Origin of the sequence: Streptomyces sp. NPDC001507 (genome assembly GCF_042894765.1) — a bacterium.
GTDB lineage: Bacteria > Actinomycetota > Actinomycetes > Streptomycetales > Streptomycetaceae > Streptomyces.
In genome coordinates this window covers 430,710-446,746 of record NZ_JBIAVV010000002.1, presented here as the reverse complement: position 1 = coordinate 446,746, position 16,037 = coordinate 430,710, and the positions used below count along the sequence as shown (strand labels likewise).

The window sequence follows — 16,037 nt, the reverse complement described above, 5'->3', positions numbered from 1 at the left end:
CTTCCGCAATTCGTAAGGAGCAACCGAAACCATGGCGGTTTCCGTAACCCTTCCGGCGCTCGGCGAGAGCGTCACCGAGGGCACCGTCACCCGCTGGCTGAAGGCCGAGGGTGAACGCGTCGAGGCCGACGAGCCGCTGCTCGAAGTCTCGACCGACAAGGTCGACACCGAGATCCCGGCCCCCGCCTCGGGTGTGCTGGCCTCGATCAAGGTCGCCGAGGACGAGACGGTCGAGGTGGGCGCCGAGCTGGCGATCATCGACGACGGCACCGGCGCGCCCGCCGCCGCTCCGGCCCCGGCCGCCGAGCCCGCCGCTCCCCCGGCTCCGGCCGCCGAGGCCCCCGCCCCGGCCGCGGAGGCCCCCGCTGCCCCCGCCCCGGCCCCCGCTGCCGCCGCCCCCGCCGCTCCGGCCGGTGGCGCGTCCGGTACGGACGTGGTCCTGCCCGCGCTCGGTGAGTCCGTCACCGAGGGCACCGTCACCCGCTGGCTGAAGTCGGTCGGCGACTCCGTCGAGGCCGACGAGCCGCTGCTGGAGGTGTCCACCGACAAGGTCGACACCGAGATCCCGGCGCCCACCTCGGGTGTGCTGCTGGAGATCACGGTCGGCGAGGACGAGACCGCCGAGGTCGGGGCCAAGCTCGCCGTCATCGGCGCCCCGGGTGCCGCTCCGGCGGCCGCGCCCGCCCCGGCCGCTCCGGCCCCGGCGCCCGCCGCTGCTGCCCCCGCCCCCGCGGCTCCGGCTCCGGCCCCCGCTGCGCCGGCCCCGGCGCCCGCCCCGGCCGCTCCGGCTCCGGCGCCCGCCGCCGCTGCCCCGGCTCCGGCCGCCCCGGCTCCGGCCCCCGCGCCGGCCGCCGCCCCCGTCACCCCGGCGCCGGCTCCGGCCGCTCCGGTCGACGAGGGTGCCTACGTCACCCCGCTGGTGCGCAAGCTCGCCGCGGAGAACGGTGTCGACCTGGGCTCCGTCAAGGGCACCGGCGTCGGCGGCCGCATCCGCAAGCAGGACGTGCTCGCCGCCGCCGAGGCCGCGAAGGCCGCCGCTGCCGCTCCGGCTCCCGCCGCTGCCGCCCCGGCCGCCGCCGCTGCCAAGAAGGCTCCTGCCCTGGAGGTCTCCCCCCTCCGCGGCCAGACCGTCAAGATGACCCGCATCCGCAAGGTCATCGGCGACAACATGGTCAAGGCGCTGCACGAGCAGGCCCAGCTCTCCTCGGTCGTCGAGGTCGACGTGACCCGCCTGATGCGCCTGCGCACCCAGGCCAAGGACTCGTTCGCGGCCCGCGAGGGCGTCAAGCTCTCCCCGATGCCGTTCTTCGTCAAGGCCGCCGCCCAGGCGCTGAAGGCCCACCCGGTCATCAACTCCCGGATCAACGAGGCCGACGGCACCATCACCTACTTCGACACCGAGAACATCGGTATCGCGGTGGACTCCGAGAAGGGCCTGATGACCCCGGTCATCAAGGGCGCCGGCGACCTCAACATCGCCGGTATCGCCAAGGCCACGGCCGACCTGGCCGGCAAGGTCCGCGCCAACAAGATCACCCCGGACGAGCTGTCCGGCGCGACCTTCACCATCTCCAACACCGGCTCGCGCGGCGCGCTGTTCGACACGATCATCGTGCCGCCGAACCAGGTCGCGATCCTCGGCATCGGTGCCACGGTCAAGCGTCCGGCGGTCATCGAGACGGAGGACGGTACGGTCATCGGCGTCCGCGACATGACGTACCTGACCCTGTCCTACGACCACCGCCTGGTGGACGGCGCCGACGCGGCCCGTTACCTGACGGCCGTCAAGGCGATCCTGGAGGCGGGCGAGTTCGAGGTCGAGCTCGGTCTCTGATCCCCAGCGGGTTCCACGGTGCCCCGTCCGGATTTCTTCCGGGCGGGGCACCGTCGTCTCTCCAGGCAGCATGTAAGTCTCGTCTCACCTGCGCGAAAGCGCCCCCGTGCGCCTCTCCCGAAAGACGGTCCGGCCTTATTGTCTAAACGTCAAACGCCCTTAAGGAGCTCTCATGACCGCGCCCGTCGTCCACTCGCTGCGCGAACAGATCCGCGAGCACATCGTGGAGGGGATCGTCAGCGGGCGCTGGAAGCCGGGCGAGCGGATCGTGGAGCGGCGGATCGCGACGGAGCTGGAGGTCAGCCAGACGCCGGTCAGGGAGGCGCTGCGCGAGCTGGAGTCCCTCCGTCTCATCGAGTCGGCGCCGAACAAGGGCGTGCGGGTGCGGAACCTGACGGCGGCCGACCTGGAGGAGAGCTACCCGGTGCGGGCCGGCCTGGAGGCGATCGCGGCGGAGCTGGCGGCGGAGCGGCTGGCCGAGGACTGCTCGGCCCTCGAACCGCACGTGGCGGCCCTGTACGACGCCGACCGGAACGCCGACGGCACGGCCCAGGTCCGCCACACGGTCGGCTTCCACCGCGAACTGGTCCGGGCGGCCGGCAACTCGGTGCTGCTGCACACCTGGGAGGGCCTCGGCATCGAGGTCTTCACGGCCCTGTCGATCCGCTGGCTGGGCACGGTCCAGCAGTCGTACGCCGAGGAACACGAGGAACTGGTCGCCGCCTTCCAGCGCCGCGACCCCCGCATCGCCGACATCGTCAAGTCCCACGTCCTGGGCTGCGCCCCGAGACCGTGAGCCCACAGCGCCCCCCGAAGGGGCGCGGGGAAAGGGGCGCGGGGAACCGCGCGACCAGCCACGACGGCGCAGCACCAGGCCGACAACCGCCGCCCGCAACGGCGCGGCGGAAATGGGATAGCCGCAGCCCCGGCCCACACAAGAGCGCTTCCCCGCTCAAACACCGCCTCACCTGCGCAAACGTCGGCTGGATCACGTCACCCGGTGCCATCGCCGAAGGCACCCCGTGCCGACTTTCTCGGAATCGAGAGGTTTTGCCCTTGTAACCTTTGATCGATCATCGATCAGGGAGTTAGAGTCACCGACGGGCTCGCACCCGGGCCCTTCGCCCTGTCCTGCCAAAGACCAAGGGCACCCCCGAAGAACCCCTTACCGATGAGGGAACCCCCTTCGACTGAGGAAGGCGGCGACATGACCGACCCCCAGGCCATCCAGCCGAGCGCGCTCGACCAGCTCCCGGACCGGGACCCGGAGGAGACCGCCGAATGGCAGGCCTCACTGGACGCCGTGGCCAGGGAGGCGGGGCCGCACCGCGCCGCATACCTGATGCGCCGCACGCTGGAGCGCGCCGAGGCGGACGGCGTCGCGCTGCCGAAGCTGCTGGAGACCGACTACCTCAACACCATCCCCACCGCCGCCGAGACACCCGTCCCCGGCGACGAGGAGATGGAGCGGAAGATCACCGCGTGGAACCGCTGGAACGCGGCCGCGATGGTCACCCGGGGCAGCAAGCACGGCGTCGGCGGCCACATCGCCACCTTCGCCTCCGCAGCCTGGCTCTACGAGACCGGCTTCAACCACTTCTTCAAGGGGAAGGAGGGGGACGGCTCGGGTGACCAGCTGTACATCCAGGGCCACGCCTCCCCCGGCATCTACGCCCGCGCCTTCCTCGACGGCCGCCTGACCGAGGCGCACCTCGACAACTTCCGCCAGGAGGCCGGCGGCAACGGCCTCCCGTCGTACCCGCACCCCCGCCGCCTGCCCTGGCTGTGGGAGTTCCCGACGGTGAGCATGGGCCTCGGCCCCCTGTCGGCCATCTACCAGGCCCGCTTCAACCGCTACCTGACCGCCCGCGGCATCAAGGACGTCTCGTCCTCGCACGTCTGGGCCTTCCTCGGTGACGGCGAGATGGACGAGCCGGAGTCCACGGCCGCCCTCGCACTCGCCTCCCGCGAGGGTCTCGACAACCTCACCTTCGTCATCAACTGCAACCTGCAGCGCCTCGACGGCCCGGTGCGCGCGAACTTCAAGATCGTGCAGGAGCTGGAGGCCCAGTTCCGCGGCGCCGGCTGGAACGTCGTCAAGTCGCTGTGGGGCAGCGCCTGGGACGAGCTGTTCGCGCTCGACACCACCGGCGCGCTGGTACGGCGGCTGCGCGAGGTACCCGACGCGCAGGTGCAGACGTACCAGACCCGCGACGCCGCCTACATCCGCGCCGACTTCTTCGGCAAGGACCCGGCGCTCGCCGAGATGGCGAAGCTGCTGAGCGACGACAAGATCATCGAGTGCTTCCACCTCTCGCGCGGTGGTCACGAGGCACGCAAGGTGTACGCCGCGTACAAGGCCGCCGTCGAGTTCAAGGGCGCGCCGACCGTGATCCTGGCCCAGACGGTCAAGGGCCACACCCTCGGCGAGGGCTTCGCGTCGAAGAACGCCAACCACCAGATGAAGAAGCTGACGGTGGACGAGTTCAAGACGATGCGCGACCTGCTGGAGCTGCCGATCCCGGACAGCGCCTTCGCCGACGGGGTCGTGCCCTACGGCCACCCGGGCGCCGACTCCCCCGAGATCCGTTACCTCCAGGAGCGCCGCGCCGCCCTCGGCGGTCCCGCCCCGGCCCGTCGCACCCACGCCCTGGCGCCCCTGCCGGCCCCCGCCGACAAGGCGTTCGCCTCCTTCGACAAGGGCTCCGGCTCGCAGAACGTGGCCACCACCATGGCCTTCGTCCGGCTCGTCAAGGACCTGGTCCGGGACAAGGAGACCGGGAAGCGCTGGGTGCCGATCGTCCCCGACGAGGCGCGCACCTTCGGCATGGAGAGCCTGTTCCCGTCGCTGGGCATCTACTCGCCCAAGGGGCAGACGTACGAGCCGGTCGACCGTGACCAGCTGATGTACTACAAGGAGGCCAAGAACGGCCAGATCCTCAACGAGGGGATCACCGAGGCCGGTTCGATGGCCGACTTCATCGCCGCGTCCACCGCGTACGCGACGCACGGCGAGGCGATGATCCCGTTCTACATCTTCTACTCGATGTTCGGCTGGCAGCGGACCGCCGACCAGATGTGGCAGCTCGGCGACCAGCTCGGCCGCGGCTTCCTCGTCGGCGCGACGGCCGGCCGCACCACCCTGACCGGCGAGGGCCTCCAGCACGCCGACGGCCACTCCCCGGTGATCGCCGCGACCAACCCGGCCGCGCTGTCGTACGACCCGGCGTTCGCCTACGAGATCGCGACGATCGTCAAGGACGGCCTGCGCCGCATGTACGGCGAGCCGGCGCCGGGCGAGGACCCGAACGTCTTCTACTACCTGACGGTCTACAACGAGCCGCTGCCGCAGCCCGCCAAGCCGGCCGGGCTCGGCATCGACGAGGGCATCGTCAAGGGCCTGTACCGCTTCAACACGGCGGAGTCGGCCGGGCTGTCCGCGCCGGCGAACGCCCCGCGCATCCAGCTGCTCGGCTCCGGTACGGCGATCCACTGGGCGCTGAAGGCGCAGCGGCTGCTCGCCGAGGACTGGGGCGTGGCCGCGGACGTCTGGTCCGCCACCTCCTGGACGGAGCTCCGCCGGGACGCCATGGAGGCGGACGCGGCCCTGCTGCGCGGCGAGGAGCGGGTGCCGTACGTCCGCCAGGCGCTGCACGGCGCGGAGGGCCCGGTGCTGGCCGTGTCCGACTACATGCGCCAGGTCCCGGACCAGATCGCGCAGTGGGTCGAGCAGGACTGGTCCTCCCTCGGTGCCGACGGCTTCGGCCTCTCCGACACCCGGGACGCGGCCCGCCGCCACTTCGGTGTCGACGCCGAGTCGGTCGTCGTGGCGGCCCTGGCCCAGCTGGCCGGGCGCGGCGAGGTCAAGGCGACCGCGGTGAAGGAAGCACGGGAGCGCTACGGGCTCTGAGCCGTTGACGGGGTGTCGCACGGCGGGGTGACGGTGGATAACAATCCGCCGCACTCCGCGTGCGCCCCCGGCGCCCAGGCACGATGCTGGACCCGTGATGGACGAGACGGAGTTCTGGGAGCTGGTCGACAGCACCCGCGAGGCCGCCGAGGGCGACCCCGAGGAGCAGGCCGACCTGCTCGTGGAGCGGCTGCTCCAGCTGGAGCCCGATCTGGTCCTGGACTTCGCCCGGCACTTCGAGGCCCGCTACAACCGGGCCTACCGCTGGGACCTGTGGGGCGCCGCCTGGGTGCTCCTCGACGGGGCCAGCGACGACGCGTTCGACTTCTTCCGGTGCTGGCTCATCGCCCAGGGCCGGGAGGTCTTCGAGGGCGCCCTGCACGACCCGGACTCCCTGGCGGACCTGCTGCCCGACTTCGACGAGGAGATCGACGGCGACGGCGAGGAGCTGGGATACGCGGCGGACGAGGCGTACGAGCAGCTCACCGGGACGGTGGCGCCGGACCTCGGCATCGCACCCGCGCCCTCCGAACCCGAGGGCACCCCGGTCGACTTCGAGAACGGCCAGGTGCTCGCCGAGCGGTTCCCCAGGCTGTGGGACCGCTTCAAGGCATAGGGCTGCTCAGGCCGCGGTGCGGCGGCGGGTCGCGTCGGACGGGATGTAGGCCTGGGTCTGCTCGGCCTTGACCGCGTGGTGCATCGGCGCCGCGTTGGCCTGGTCGAGGGCGGACGCGGTGACCGCGGCCGGGCCGAGGACGACCGTCGCGACCGCGCACACCACGGCCCAGGGACCCCTGGACGACCAGGCCCGACCGGCCTTCTCCGTGGCCTGCGTACGGCCTTCGGCACGGGCTTCGGTACGGGCATCGGCACGGGCTTCGGTACGACTGCTGTTCATGATCCCCGCCTCCAGTCGGCTGCTGATGTCCCTGACGGTAGGGGGCGGGGATCTGAACGGCCTGCGTGCCGCCTATGGCGTTCCTGTGGGCGCCTTCGCGGGTGGTCCGAGGGCGCTCGCCGGAGGCGTTTCCATGAGTGTGCGCAGCGGGGTTCCCGGGAGGGCCCCCCTGCCCTGCAGCCGGGCCGCCGTCTCCCTGATCTCCGGGAGACGGTCGGTGAGGGCGGCTCCTGGGCAGTTGGTGCGGTAGCCGTCCTGGTGGCCGGCAACGGCGGGCAGGGCGACGGTGGTGCCCTCCCGGTACCGGCTGAGGCCGTTGCTGGAGACCAGCCGGGCGGTGCCGCGCGGGTCGACGTCGGCGAGCCCGAGTTTCCAGGCGGCGACGGCGGCGATCGCGTCGGTCATGGCGCGCGGCACGGGTACCCCGGCGGTGAAGGTGCCGAGGGCGGCGATGCCTGCGGTGCGGTGGTTGAAGCCCTGGGTGTGCGCGCCGGTGACGGCCCGGTCCGCGCCGCCCGCGCGGCCCTCGTAGATGGTGCCGCACCGGTCGACGAGGAAGTTGTAGCCGATGTCGTCCCAGGCGCGGTCGCCGGTCTGGCCGGTGTACAGGCGGCGGATGATCTCGGGGGTCTGCGCACAGGAGTAGCCGTTGGGCGAGTCGGTGTGGTGCACGAAGACGGCGACGACCTGGTCGTCGTAGCGGGGCGGCGGCTGGGTGCGGCGCACGGAGGCGTCCAGCCAGGCCGAGCGCGGCACGATGGGCGGCCGGGGCGCCCGGTAGCGGGTGGCGGGGCTGGCGGGCGCGGGCGCGGCCAGGTGGATCGCTACGGGCCGGTCGGCGCCCTGGTCGCAGAGCACCAGGACGAGGGCCGCGGCGAGGCCGGGCAGGCAGCCGAACAGTGTCAGGGCGGTGATCCGGGTGCGCCGCCCCGCTCTTGGGAAGACACGCATGACAATCACTCTCGGGGTGATCGACTGCGCCCGCGATGTGTGCTGTGCCACCTGGTGGAACCATCGTCCTGGTCCGGGGCGTTTCAGGGGGTACACGTGCGCGTGGCCGGTTCCCGGGGCCCCGGGCGCGTGAACTGATCACTGGACCTGTCCCGACCGTATTAAGGGCACCGAGAGAAAGGCGGCTCAGTGGACCTGCTCGACCTGGTGCTCGTACTGGTGGTCCTCGTCTACGCGGCGTCCGGTTACCGGCGCGGGCTGGTGGCCGGCTGCGTGTCGCTGGCCGGGTTCGTGGGCGGCGCGGTGATCGGCGTGTGGGTGCTGCCGTGGGTGATGGAGCTGGTCACGCGCGGGACGGCGACGGCGACGGTGGTCGCGGTGCTGACGGTGCTGGTGCCGGCGGTGGTGGGGCACGAGCTGGCCGGGCGGCTGGCGCTGCGGCTGCGCCGCGAGCTGGACGAGGGGCCGCTCCGGGTGGCCGACGGGATAGGCGGCGCGGTCGCCAACTCGGTGGCGGTGCTGATCGTGGCCTGGGTGGCGGCGAGCGTCCTCGGCGCGTCCTCGTCGCCCGCGGTGACGACGGCGATACGGGACTCGAGGCTGCTCGGCGCCGTGCAGGACACCATGCCGGACACCACGCCCGCCTGGTTCTCGCGGGCCACCTCGGCCCTGACCGAGGCGGGTTTCCCGCAGGTCTTCAACCCGTTCGAGAACGAGTCGACGGCCCGGGTCGCCAAGCCCTCCGGGGACAACGTCACGGCGGCGGCGACGAACGCGGCCAAGCGCAGCACGGTCAAGATCGAGGGCTCCTCCGGCACCCAGGGCCGCGAGGGCAGCGGCTTCGTGTTCGCGCCGGAGCACGTGATGACCAACGCGCACGTGGTGGCCGGCATCGACAACCCGAGCGTGCGGATCGGCGGGGTCGGTCCGTCGTACGACGCGCAGGTCGTCCTCTTCGACCCCGACCGGGACGTGGCGGTGCTGTACGTGCCGCACTTGCGGGCTCCGGTGCTGAAGTTCGACACGAGCGCGGCGCGCGGGAACTCCGCGGTGGTGGCCGGCTATCCGCAGGACGGCAACCTGAACCTGCAGGCGGCCACCGTGGCGAACACGGTGCAGGCCACCGGCCAGAACATCTACAGCGACGCCACGGTGACCCGGGAGATCTACTCGATCCGCTCCACGGTCCGCCCCGGCAACTCCGGCGGCCCGCTGCTGACCACCGGCGGCAAGGTGTTCGGCGTGGTGTTCGCCCGCTCCACGTCCGACGACGAGACGGGGTACGTGCTGACCGCCGACGAGGTGGCCACCGACGCCGGGCGCGGCGCGCACGCCACCTCGCCGGTGGACACGGGCGAACTGATCACGTCCTGATCACGTCCTGACGGTCACGTCCTGACGGTCACGTCCTGACCGTCACGTCCTGACCGTCACAGCGCCCGGCCCATGATCACGTCGTCGACGTACTCGCCGTCCAGGAAGAACTCCCCCGGCAGCACGCCCTCGACGGCGAAGCCCTCCGACTCGTAGAGCCTGCGGGCCGGGGCGTTGTGCCCGAGGACGCCGAGCCGGATCCGCCGGGCGCCGCGGCGGCGGGCCTCCTCCATCGCCGCCCTCAGCAGCGCCCGTGCCACGCCCCGCCCGCGGGCCTCCTCGGCGACCGCGAGGCCCTGGATCTGCCGGACGTGCGCGTTGGAGGCGATCTTGTAGGCGAGGCCGAGGCGGACGTAGCCGACGATGCGCCGGTCGACCTCGGCGACCAGGGTGTCCTCGGGGACGTGCCGCTCGCCGAAGAAGGGGTCGTACGGCGGCTGCGGCCGCGGCAGGACCGCGTGCTGGTAGGACCAGGTGGCGCGGTCGAGGGCGGAAAGCTCCTCGTCGTCGTCGGGCAGGGCGGTGCGTATGTACGGTTGCGGCATGCGGTCACCCTAAGTCGGCCGGCACCGGGGCCCCACGGGTTTTCCCGCGTCCTTCCCGGCATGCTGGGACCCATGGAACGTTCTCGTATCGCGGTGGCCGGCGCGTCCGGCCTCATCGGCAGCGCCCTGGTGCGGTCCCTCCGGGCGGACGGGCACGAGGTGGTCCGCCTGGTGCGGCGCGGCGCCCACGGCGCCGGAGAGGTCTGCTGGGATCCCGGCGGGCAGTACGTGGACACCGCGGGGCTGGCGGGCTGCGACGCGGTGGTGAACCTCGCCGGGGCGGGGATCGGCGACCGGCGCTGGACGGCCGCCTACAAGCAGGAGATCCGGGACAGCCGGGTGCTCGGCACCGCGGCGCTCGCGGAGGCCGTGGCGGCGATGCCGGAGCCGCCGCGGGTGTTCGTGAGCGGCAGCGCGATGGGCTTCTACGGCGACACCGGCGACCGGGTCGTGGACGAGGACGCGCCGCCCGGGGACGGGTTCCTGCCGTCGCTGTGCGTGGAGTGGGAGGAGGCGGCGGCCCCGGCGCAGGAGGCGGGCGTCAGGACGGTGTTCACGCGCACGGGACTGGTGGTGGCTCGCGGCGGCGGGGCGTGGGGCCGGCTGTTCCCGCTCTTCAAGGCGGGGCTGGGCGGCCGGCTGGGGGACGGCCGGCAGTACTGGTCGTTCATCGCGCTGCACGACGAGGTGGCCGCGATCCGGTTCCTGATGGAGACTGAGGGTCTGTCGGGGCCGTTCAACCTCACCGCGCCCCACCCCCTGACGAACGGTGAGATCACGGCGGCGATGGCCCGGGTGCTGCGCCGCCCGGCCCTCTTCCCGGTGCCCTCTCCGGTGCTGCGCGCGGCGCTCGGCGAGATGGCCGGGGACGTGCTCGGCAGCCAACGGGTGGTGCCGAAGCGGCTCCTGGAGTCTGGGTTCACCTTCGCGTTCCCGGGCATCGAGGACGCGATCCGGGCGGCCTGACGGTCCCTGTGACCGTATGCGACCGGCGTGCGACCGTGCCCTGTTCATGCGCGACTGTCCTTGACCGATCACGGCCCTAACCTCGACCCGAACTCGGGTATCCCCGGAGCTTGTTGGGGGCATCACGTCTCCACCGGACGCGCAATCGAGGAGGGGCCTCGTGCATGAGCCCGCGTACCAGGCGGACGTCGTCGTCGTGGGAGCCGGTATCGCCGGACTCTCCGCGGCTCATCGGCTGAACAGCGCAGGAGTAACGACCGCGGTCCTGGAGGCCGCCCCTTACGTCGGCGGACGCATGTCGACCGAGAAGGTGGACGGCTTCCGGCTCGACCGGATCGGGCAGCTCCTGTCCACGTCCTATCCGGAGCTGCGCCTCGCCCCGGGACTGGACGCCCTGGTTCTGCGCCGGTACGCGCCCGGCGTGCTGCTGCATCGCGACGGGCGCAGGCACCGGGCCGGCGCTCCGGCGGGCGGCGGGAGCGCGAGGGGCGCACTGTATGCCGTGCGCGCCCTGGCAAGCGCCCCCAGGGGCGGCTCGCCGGTGGCGCCGCCGCGCTCGACCGCGCCGATGGGCGGTGCCGTCGACCAGGCCCGCCTGGTCGCGGCACTGGGCCGCATCGCCACCACGCCCGTCGAGCGCATCCTCGCCCGCCCCGAACTCCCCGCCGCCCACGCCCTCGCGGAGCGCGGGGTGCCCACCCGCACGATCGACGGCTTCCTGCGGCCGCTGCTCGCGGCCCTCCTCTGCGACCCCGGGCTGACGACGTCCAGCCGGTGCGCGGACCTCGCCCTGCGCTCCTTCGCTAGCGGGCGGCTGTGCCTGCCGGAGGGCGGCGCCGAGGTCCTCCCCGACCTCCTGGCCCGCGCCCTCCCGGCCGGCACCGTGCACACCGGCGTACGGGTCACCTCGGTCTCCACCACCTCGGTGAAGACGGCCGAACACGGCGAGATCCGCTGCCGGGCGGTCCTGCTGGCCACGGACGCGAGGGCCGCCGCCGAACTGCTCCCGGGCCTGCGCGTGCCGGACTTCCACCAGGTGACGGTGGTCCACCACACCACGGACGAACCGGTGACCCTCACCACCGGCACGTCCCTCCTCCTGGACGCCGACCGGGGCGGCCCCGTCTCCCACACGTCCGTCGTCAGCAACGTCGACCCGAGCCGGGCCCCCCAGGGCCGCGCCCTGATCTCCTCGACCGTCCTCGGCCCACCCCCCTCGGACATCGACACCGCCGTCCGCATGCATCTCACCCGCCTCTACGGCACGTCCACCCGCCGCTGGGAGACCCTCGCCGTCCACCACACCCCCGAGGCCATCCCCGCCATGCGCCCCCCGCACGACCTCCGCCGCCCCGTCCGCCTCCTCGCCGGCCTCTACGTCTGCGGCGACCACCGCGACACCAGCACGGTCCAGGGAGCCCTCCACTCAGCCCACCGAGCAACCGCCGCCATCCTGACCGACCTCGGCACCTCACCCTCCATGAACACCGCAGAACCCACACAACGCCGAGCCGCATGACGCGCCCCTGAGGGGCCGCCGCACAGCGCCCCCTTGGGGGCGCGAGGAACTGCGCGACCAGCCACGACGACGCGGCACGGGACCCACGTGCGGCCGATCATCGCTGCGGCGGAAAAAAGGGGCGGCACCCGGCGCCCCCTCAGGGGCGCGGGGAACTGCGCGACCAGCCACGACGACGCGGCACCGGACCCACGACCGAAGCCCGCAACGGCGGGCCCGGCACCGCCGGACAACAGCGTCGTGGCTGATCACCGTTGCGGTGGAAGAGGGCAGCCACAGCCCCGCCCTGCAGACCGTCGGCCGCAGGCCCGCGCAGCGGACCCGCAGGGCGTCAGTTCATTGCGGCGACCTTCTCCCGGTATCCCTTCACCGGCGCCGCGTCCTTGTACGGCTCGAGGCGGCGTTCGAAGTCCTTGACGTACTCGATCGCGCGGACCGAACGCATCTCCGCCGCCGCCCCCGCCGCCTCGACGCCCAGCGCGCACGCCTGGTCGAGTTCGCCGAGGCCCAGGCGGGCCGTGGCGAGGACGACGCGGCAGAAGAGGCGGCTGCGGGCGTAGGAGGGCGCACGCAGCTGCAGCGAGCGCTCGGCGTGCTGCGCGGACGCGCGGAACTGCTGGAGATCCCGGTGGCAGTGGCCGAACTCGTCGGCCAGCTGCGCCTCGTCGAAGAAGCGGGCCCAGTAGGGGACCTCGTCGCCGGGACGGGCCGTCTCCAGGGCGCGTTCGGCGCGGACGAGCGCGCCCGTGCAGGCGCGCACCTCCCCGAGCACCCCGTGGGCGCGCGCCTCGGCCGCGTGCAGCAGGGCCTGGACGATCGGCGGCGCGCTCGTGCCCACCCCCTGCTGGGCGACGCGCGCGAGCTGCACCGCCTCCCGGCCGTGGCCGAGGTAGACCGCCTGGCGGCTCATGGTGACGAGGACGTAGGAGCCGTAGGACCGGTCCCCCGCCGCCTGGGCGAGCCGCAGCGACTGGACGAAGTAGCGCTGGGCGAGCCCGTGCGCGGCGATGTCGTACGACGTCCAGCCCGCGAGCCGGGTCAGGTCGGCCGCCGCCCCGAACAGCCTGCGGCCGGTCTGCTCGCCGTACGTGCCGCGCAGCATCGGCTCGCACTCGTGCTCCAGGTACCGGACGAGAGCCTGCCGGGCGTGGCCGCCGCCGTACTGGTCGTCGAGGGAGCGGAAGAGCTCGCCGACCGAACGGAGCGCGGCGATGTCGCCGCCGGTCACCTTCTGGCCTGGCCCGCGTTCGGCCTGCCCGCGCGGGCGCACCGGTGCGAGCGGCACCGGCCTGGGCAGGGCGGGCCGGGTCTGCGCCGGCACCCGGACGGTGCCCGCCGGTGCCGGCGGCTCGCCGCGGGCCACCTTGTCGTCGGCGCGGCCGATCAGCCAGTCCCGGCTGGGGACGACCAGCCCGGCCGGGGTGAAGGCGATCTTGCGGAGCTCCGCGTGGCTGCCGGAGTCCTTGCGCCACAGCCCGCTGACGATGTCGACGGCCTCTTCGGGGGTGGCCGCGAACTCCAGCCCGGCGTAGACCGGGGCGCAGGCGTCGAGGCCGAGGTCCTGGGCGGTGAGCCGGCGGCCGAGGCGCCGGGTGAAGACCTCGGCGATCAGGGCGGGGGTGGTGCCCCGGGGCTGCTGGCCGCGCAGCCACCGGGTGACCGATGTCTTGTCGTATCTGAGATCCAGCCCGTGTTCGAGTCCGAGTTGGTCGACGCGCCGGGCCAGACCCGCGTTGGAGAACCCCGCTTCTGCGATGAGCGCGGCGAGCTGGCGGTTGGGGGTGCGCTGCGCGGGTCGGTCCGTCATCTGGGGTGCGGTCTCCTGCCTTCTGGCTCAGCTCGGTCGCTTGTGCCCGGATTGCCGGTGAGCAGCCCTTTTGGCGCTCGTGGACGGCGCGAATGTAGCGGAGAGTGAGCAGTCGATCGCACATCTCGACGTTCATTCATCCGATCGTGTGAGAATTGGCCCCGGGGCTGACGCGCGACGGGCGGACGTACAGTGGCTTGGGCGCGTTACGCGCCTGACGCACTTATCGCCTTATCGCCGAGGGAGGCGCTTGCCGTGAGTGAGTTGCGGTTCGTCCGCATGGGGTTCGGCGCGGACGCCGTCGAGTACCAGGAGGCCTGGGACGAGCAGCGCCGGGTGCACGCGGCGCGGTTCGCCGACGAGGTGCCCGACACGGTCCTGCTGCTCGAACACCCCCCGGTCTACACGGCGGGCCGCCGCACCGCGGACAACGAGCGGCCGCTCGACGGCACCCCCGTCATCGACGTGGACCGCGGCGGCAAGATCACCTGGCACGGCCCCGGCCAGCTGGTGGGCTACCCGATCCAGAAGCTCCCGCGCCCGGTGGACGTGGTCGCGCACGTACGGCGCCTGGAGGAGGCCCTGATCCGCGTCTGCGCCGAGTTCGGCCTGGAGACCACCCGGGTCGAGGGGCGCAGCGGCGTGTGGGTGCTCGGCGACCCGGTCGAACAGCGCCCGCAGGCCCTCGGCGAGCTGTCCCTGGACTTCGACCCGCGGCTGACGGACGAGGAGTTCGACCCGCGCCTCAACGGCCCGGAGTACGCCCCGTCCAACGCCGGCCAGCGCCGCGAGGACCGCAAGATCGCCGCGATCGGCATCCGCGTCGCCAAGGGTGTGACCATGCACGGCTTCTCGTTCAACGTGAACCCGGACAACAAGTGGTTCGACCGGATCATCCCGTGCGGGATCCGGGACGCAGGCGTCGCCTCCCTCGCGGCCGAACTCGGCCGGGACGTGACGATCGAGGAGGTGCTGCCGGTGGTGGAGCGGCACCTGAAGGACGTCCTGGAGAACGCGGATCCGAAGCCGAGGGTGATCGAGAAGGCACCGGCGGCATAAACCGGCCCGGCCGGCACTTGAGGACGAGGGGCACATAAACAGCCCGTCCGGCGCTTGAGGACGAGGCCGTTCAGGCCGAAGCGGGGGTCCGGGGGCGGCAGCCCCCGGCAAGGCCAGCATCCTCACCGGGCAACAAATCAACGGGCGTACCCTTGGGATCGCCGAAGAATCAATCGCTAGGGAGCCGGTCGTGTCCGCAGTCTCACCCGACGGACGCAAGATGCTGCGCCTGGAGGTCCGCAACAGCCAGACCCCCATCGAGCGCAAGCCCGAGTGGATCAAGACCCGGGCGAAAATGGGCCCCGAGTACACGAAGATGCAGAACCTCGTGAAGAGCGAGGGCCTGCACACGGTCTGCCAGGAAGCCGGCTGCCCGAACATCTACGAGTGCTGGGAGGACCGCGAGGCGACCTTCCTCATCGGCGGCGACCAGTGCACCCGGCGCTGCGACTTCTGCCAGATCGACACCGGCAAGCCCGAGGCGCTGGACCGCGACGAGCCGCGCCGCGTCGGCGAGTCCGTGGTCACCATGGACCTGAACTACGCGACCATCACCGGCGTCGCCCGCGACGACCTGGCGGACGGCGGCGCCTGGCTGTACGCGGAGACGGTCCGCCAGATCCACGCGCAGACGGCGGAGCGCGAGGCCGGCCGCACCAAGGTCGAGCTGCTCGCCCCCGACTTCAACGCGGTCCCCGAGCAGCTGGCCGAGGTCTTCTCGTCCCGCCCCGAGGTCTTCGCGCACAACGTCGAGACGGTGCCCCGGATCTTCAAGCGGATCCGCCCCGGCTTCCGCTACGAGCGCTCGCTGAAGGTCATCACCGAGGCCCGTGACTTCGGTCTGGTCACCAAGTCCAACCTCATCCTCGGCATGGGCGAGACCCGCGAGGAGGTCTCCGACGCGCTGCGCCAGCTGCACGAGGCCGGCTGCGAGCTGGTCACCATCACGCAGTACCTGCGCCCGAGCGTCCGGCACCACCCCGTGGAGCGCTGGGTCAAGCCGCAGGAGTTCGTGGAGCTGAAGGAGGAGGCCGAGCAGATCGGCTTCTCCGGTGTCATGTCCGGCCCGCTGGTGCGGTCCTCGTACCGCGCCGGCCGCCTGTACCAGATGGCCGTCGAGAAGCGTGGCGCGTTCGTCGCCGCGCAGGCGGTCTGAGGGCGGCCGTAACAGGGC

At 72.6% G+C, this 16,037-nt stretch carries 13 protein-coding genes; 9 read left to right on the top strand and 4 right to left on the bottom strand.

The genetic code is table 11. The features are described from left to right. Window positions 1-31: 31 nt before the first annotated feature. The 4 genes from sucB to ACFY0K_RS08160 all read left to right on the top strand — a co-directional run bounded on the left by sucB (window position 32) and on the right by ACFY0K_RS08160 (window position 6,360). Window positions 32-1,834 (top strand): 2-oxoglutarate dehydrogenase, E2 component, dihydrolipoamide succinyltransferase, encoded by a 1,803-nt coding sequence (gene sucB / locus ACFY0K_RS08175; RefSeq protein WP_390639140.1) that lies wholly within the window; start codon window positions 32-34, stop codon window positions 1,832-1,834. A 172-nt stretch (window positions 1,835-2,006) separates the two neighbouring features. Then, complete coding sequence (locus ACFY0K_RS08170) at window positions 2,007-2,630, top strand: GntR family transcriptional regulator (RefSeq protein WP_351954555.1); 624 nt, start codon at window positions 2,007-2,009, stop codon at window positions 2,628-2,630. Between the two features lie 411 nt (window positions 2,631-3,041). Further along, entirely contained in the window at window positions 3,042-5,744 is a 2,703-nt protein-coding gene (gene aceE / locus ACFY0K_RS08165; RefSeq protein ID WP_390639139.1) for a pyruvate dehydrogenase (acetyl-transferring), homodimeric type, read from the top strand. A gap of 97 nt (window positions 5,745-5,841) precedes the next feature. Beyond that, on the top strand, window positions 5,842-6,360 hold the full coding sequence (locus tag ACFY0K_RS08160; protein WP_351955041.1) for a DUF4240 domain-containing protein: 519 nt from the start codon (window positions 5,842-5,844) through the stop codon (window positions 6,358-6,360). A 6-nt stretch (window positions 6,361-6,366) separates the two neighbouring features. On the opposite strand, the gene ACFY0K_RS08155 is transcribed toward ACFY0K_RS08160, so the two are convergent. Then, window positions 6,367-6,642, bottom strand: coding sequence for a hypothetical protein (locus tag ACFY0K_RS08155; RefSeq protein WP_390639138.1), 276 nt, complete (start codon window positions 6,640-6,642; stop codon window positions 6,367-6,369). A gap of 72 nt (window positions 6,643-6,714) precedes the next feature. Beyond that, the gene (locus ACFY0K_RS08150) at window positions 6,715-7,593 is read right to left on the bottom strand and encodes a peptidoglycan recognition protein (protein WP_390639137.1); all 879 of its coding nucleotides are present in this window, start codon (window positions 7,591-7,593) and stop codon (window positions 6,715-6,717) included. 189 nt (window positions 7,594-7,782) lie between these two features. On the opposite strand from ACFY0K_RS08150, the gene ACFY0K_RS08145 reads away from it, so the two are divergent. Then, entirely contained in the window at window positions 7,783-8,967 is a 1,185-nt protein-coding gene (locus ACFY0K_RS08145) for a MarP family serine protease (protein ID WP_390639136.1), read from the top strand. Window positions 8,968-9,023: 56 nt separating this feature from the next. Here ACFY0K_RS08145 and ACFY0K_RS08140 read toward each other — a convergent pair whose 3' ends face one another. Then, window positions 9,024-9,512 (bottom strand): GNAT family N-acetyltransferase, encoded by a 489-nt coding sequence (locus ACFY0K_RS08140; RefSeq protein WP_351954560.1) that lies wholly within the window; start codon window positions 9,510-9,512, stop codon window positions 9,024-9,026. A 72-nt stretch (window positions 9,513-9,584) separates the two neighbouring features. Between ACFY0K_RS08140 and ACFY0K_RS08135 the strand changes: the two genes are divergently transcribed. Then, entirely contained in the window at window positions 9,585-10,478 is an 894-nt protein-coding gene (locus ACFY0K_RS08135) for a TIGR01777 family oxidoreductase (RefSeq protein ID WP_390639135.1), read from the top strand. Window positions 10,479-10,638: 160 nt separating this feature from the next. Then, complete coding sequence (locus ACFY0K_RS08130; RefSeq protein ID WP_390639134.1) at window positions 10,639-11,997, top strand: FAD-dependent oxidoreductase; 1,359 nt, start codon at window positions 10,639-10,641, stop codon at window positions 11,995-11,997. Window positions 11,998-12,328: 331 nt separating this feature from the next. On the opposite strand, the gene ACFY0K_RS08125 is transcribed toward ACFY0K_RS08130, so the two are convergent. Further along, the gene (locus tag ACFY0K_RS08125) at window positions 12,329-13,804 is read right to left on the bottom strand and encodes a regulator (RefSeq protein WP_390639133.1); all 1,476 of its coding nucleotides are present in this window, start codon (window positions 13,802-13,804) and stop codon (window positions 12,329-12,331) included. 255 nt (window positions 13,805-14,059) lie between these two features. On the opposite strand from ACFY0K_RS08125, the gene lipB reads away from it, so the two are divergent. Both lipB and lipA read left to right on the top strand, forming a co-directional pair. After that, window positions 14,060-14,863: a lipoyl(octanoyl) transferase LipB gene (gene lipB, locus ACFY0K_RS08120; protein WP_390639132.1), complete on the top strand. Its 804-nt coding sequence runs from the start codon at window positions 14,060-14,062 to the stop codon at window positions 14,861-14,863. Window positions 14,864-15,053: 190 nt separating this feature from the next. After that, on the top strand, window positions 15,054-16,019 hold the full coding sequence (gene lipA, locus ACFY0K_RS08115; RefSeq protein WP_366364417.1) for a lipoyl synthase: 966 nt from the start codon (window positions 15,054-15,056) through the stop codon (window positions 16,017-16,019). Window positions 16,020-16,037 lie beyond the last annotated feature (18 nt).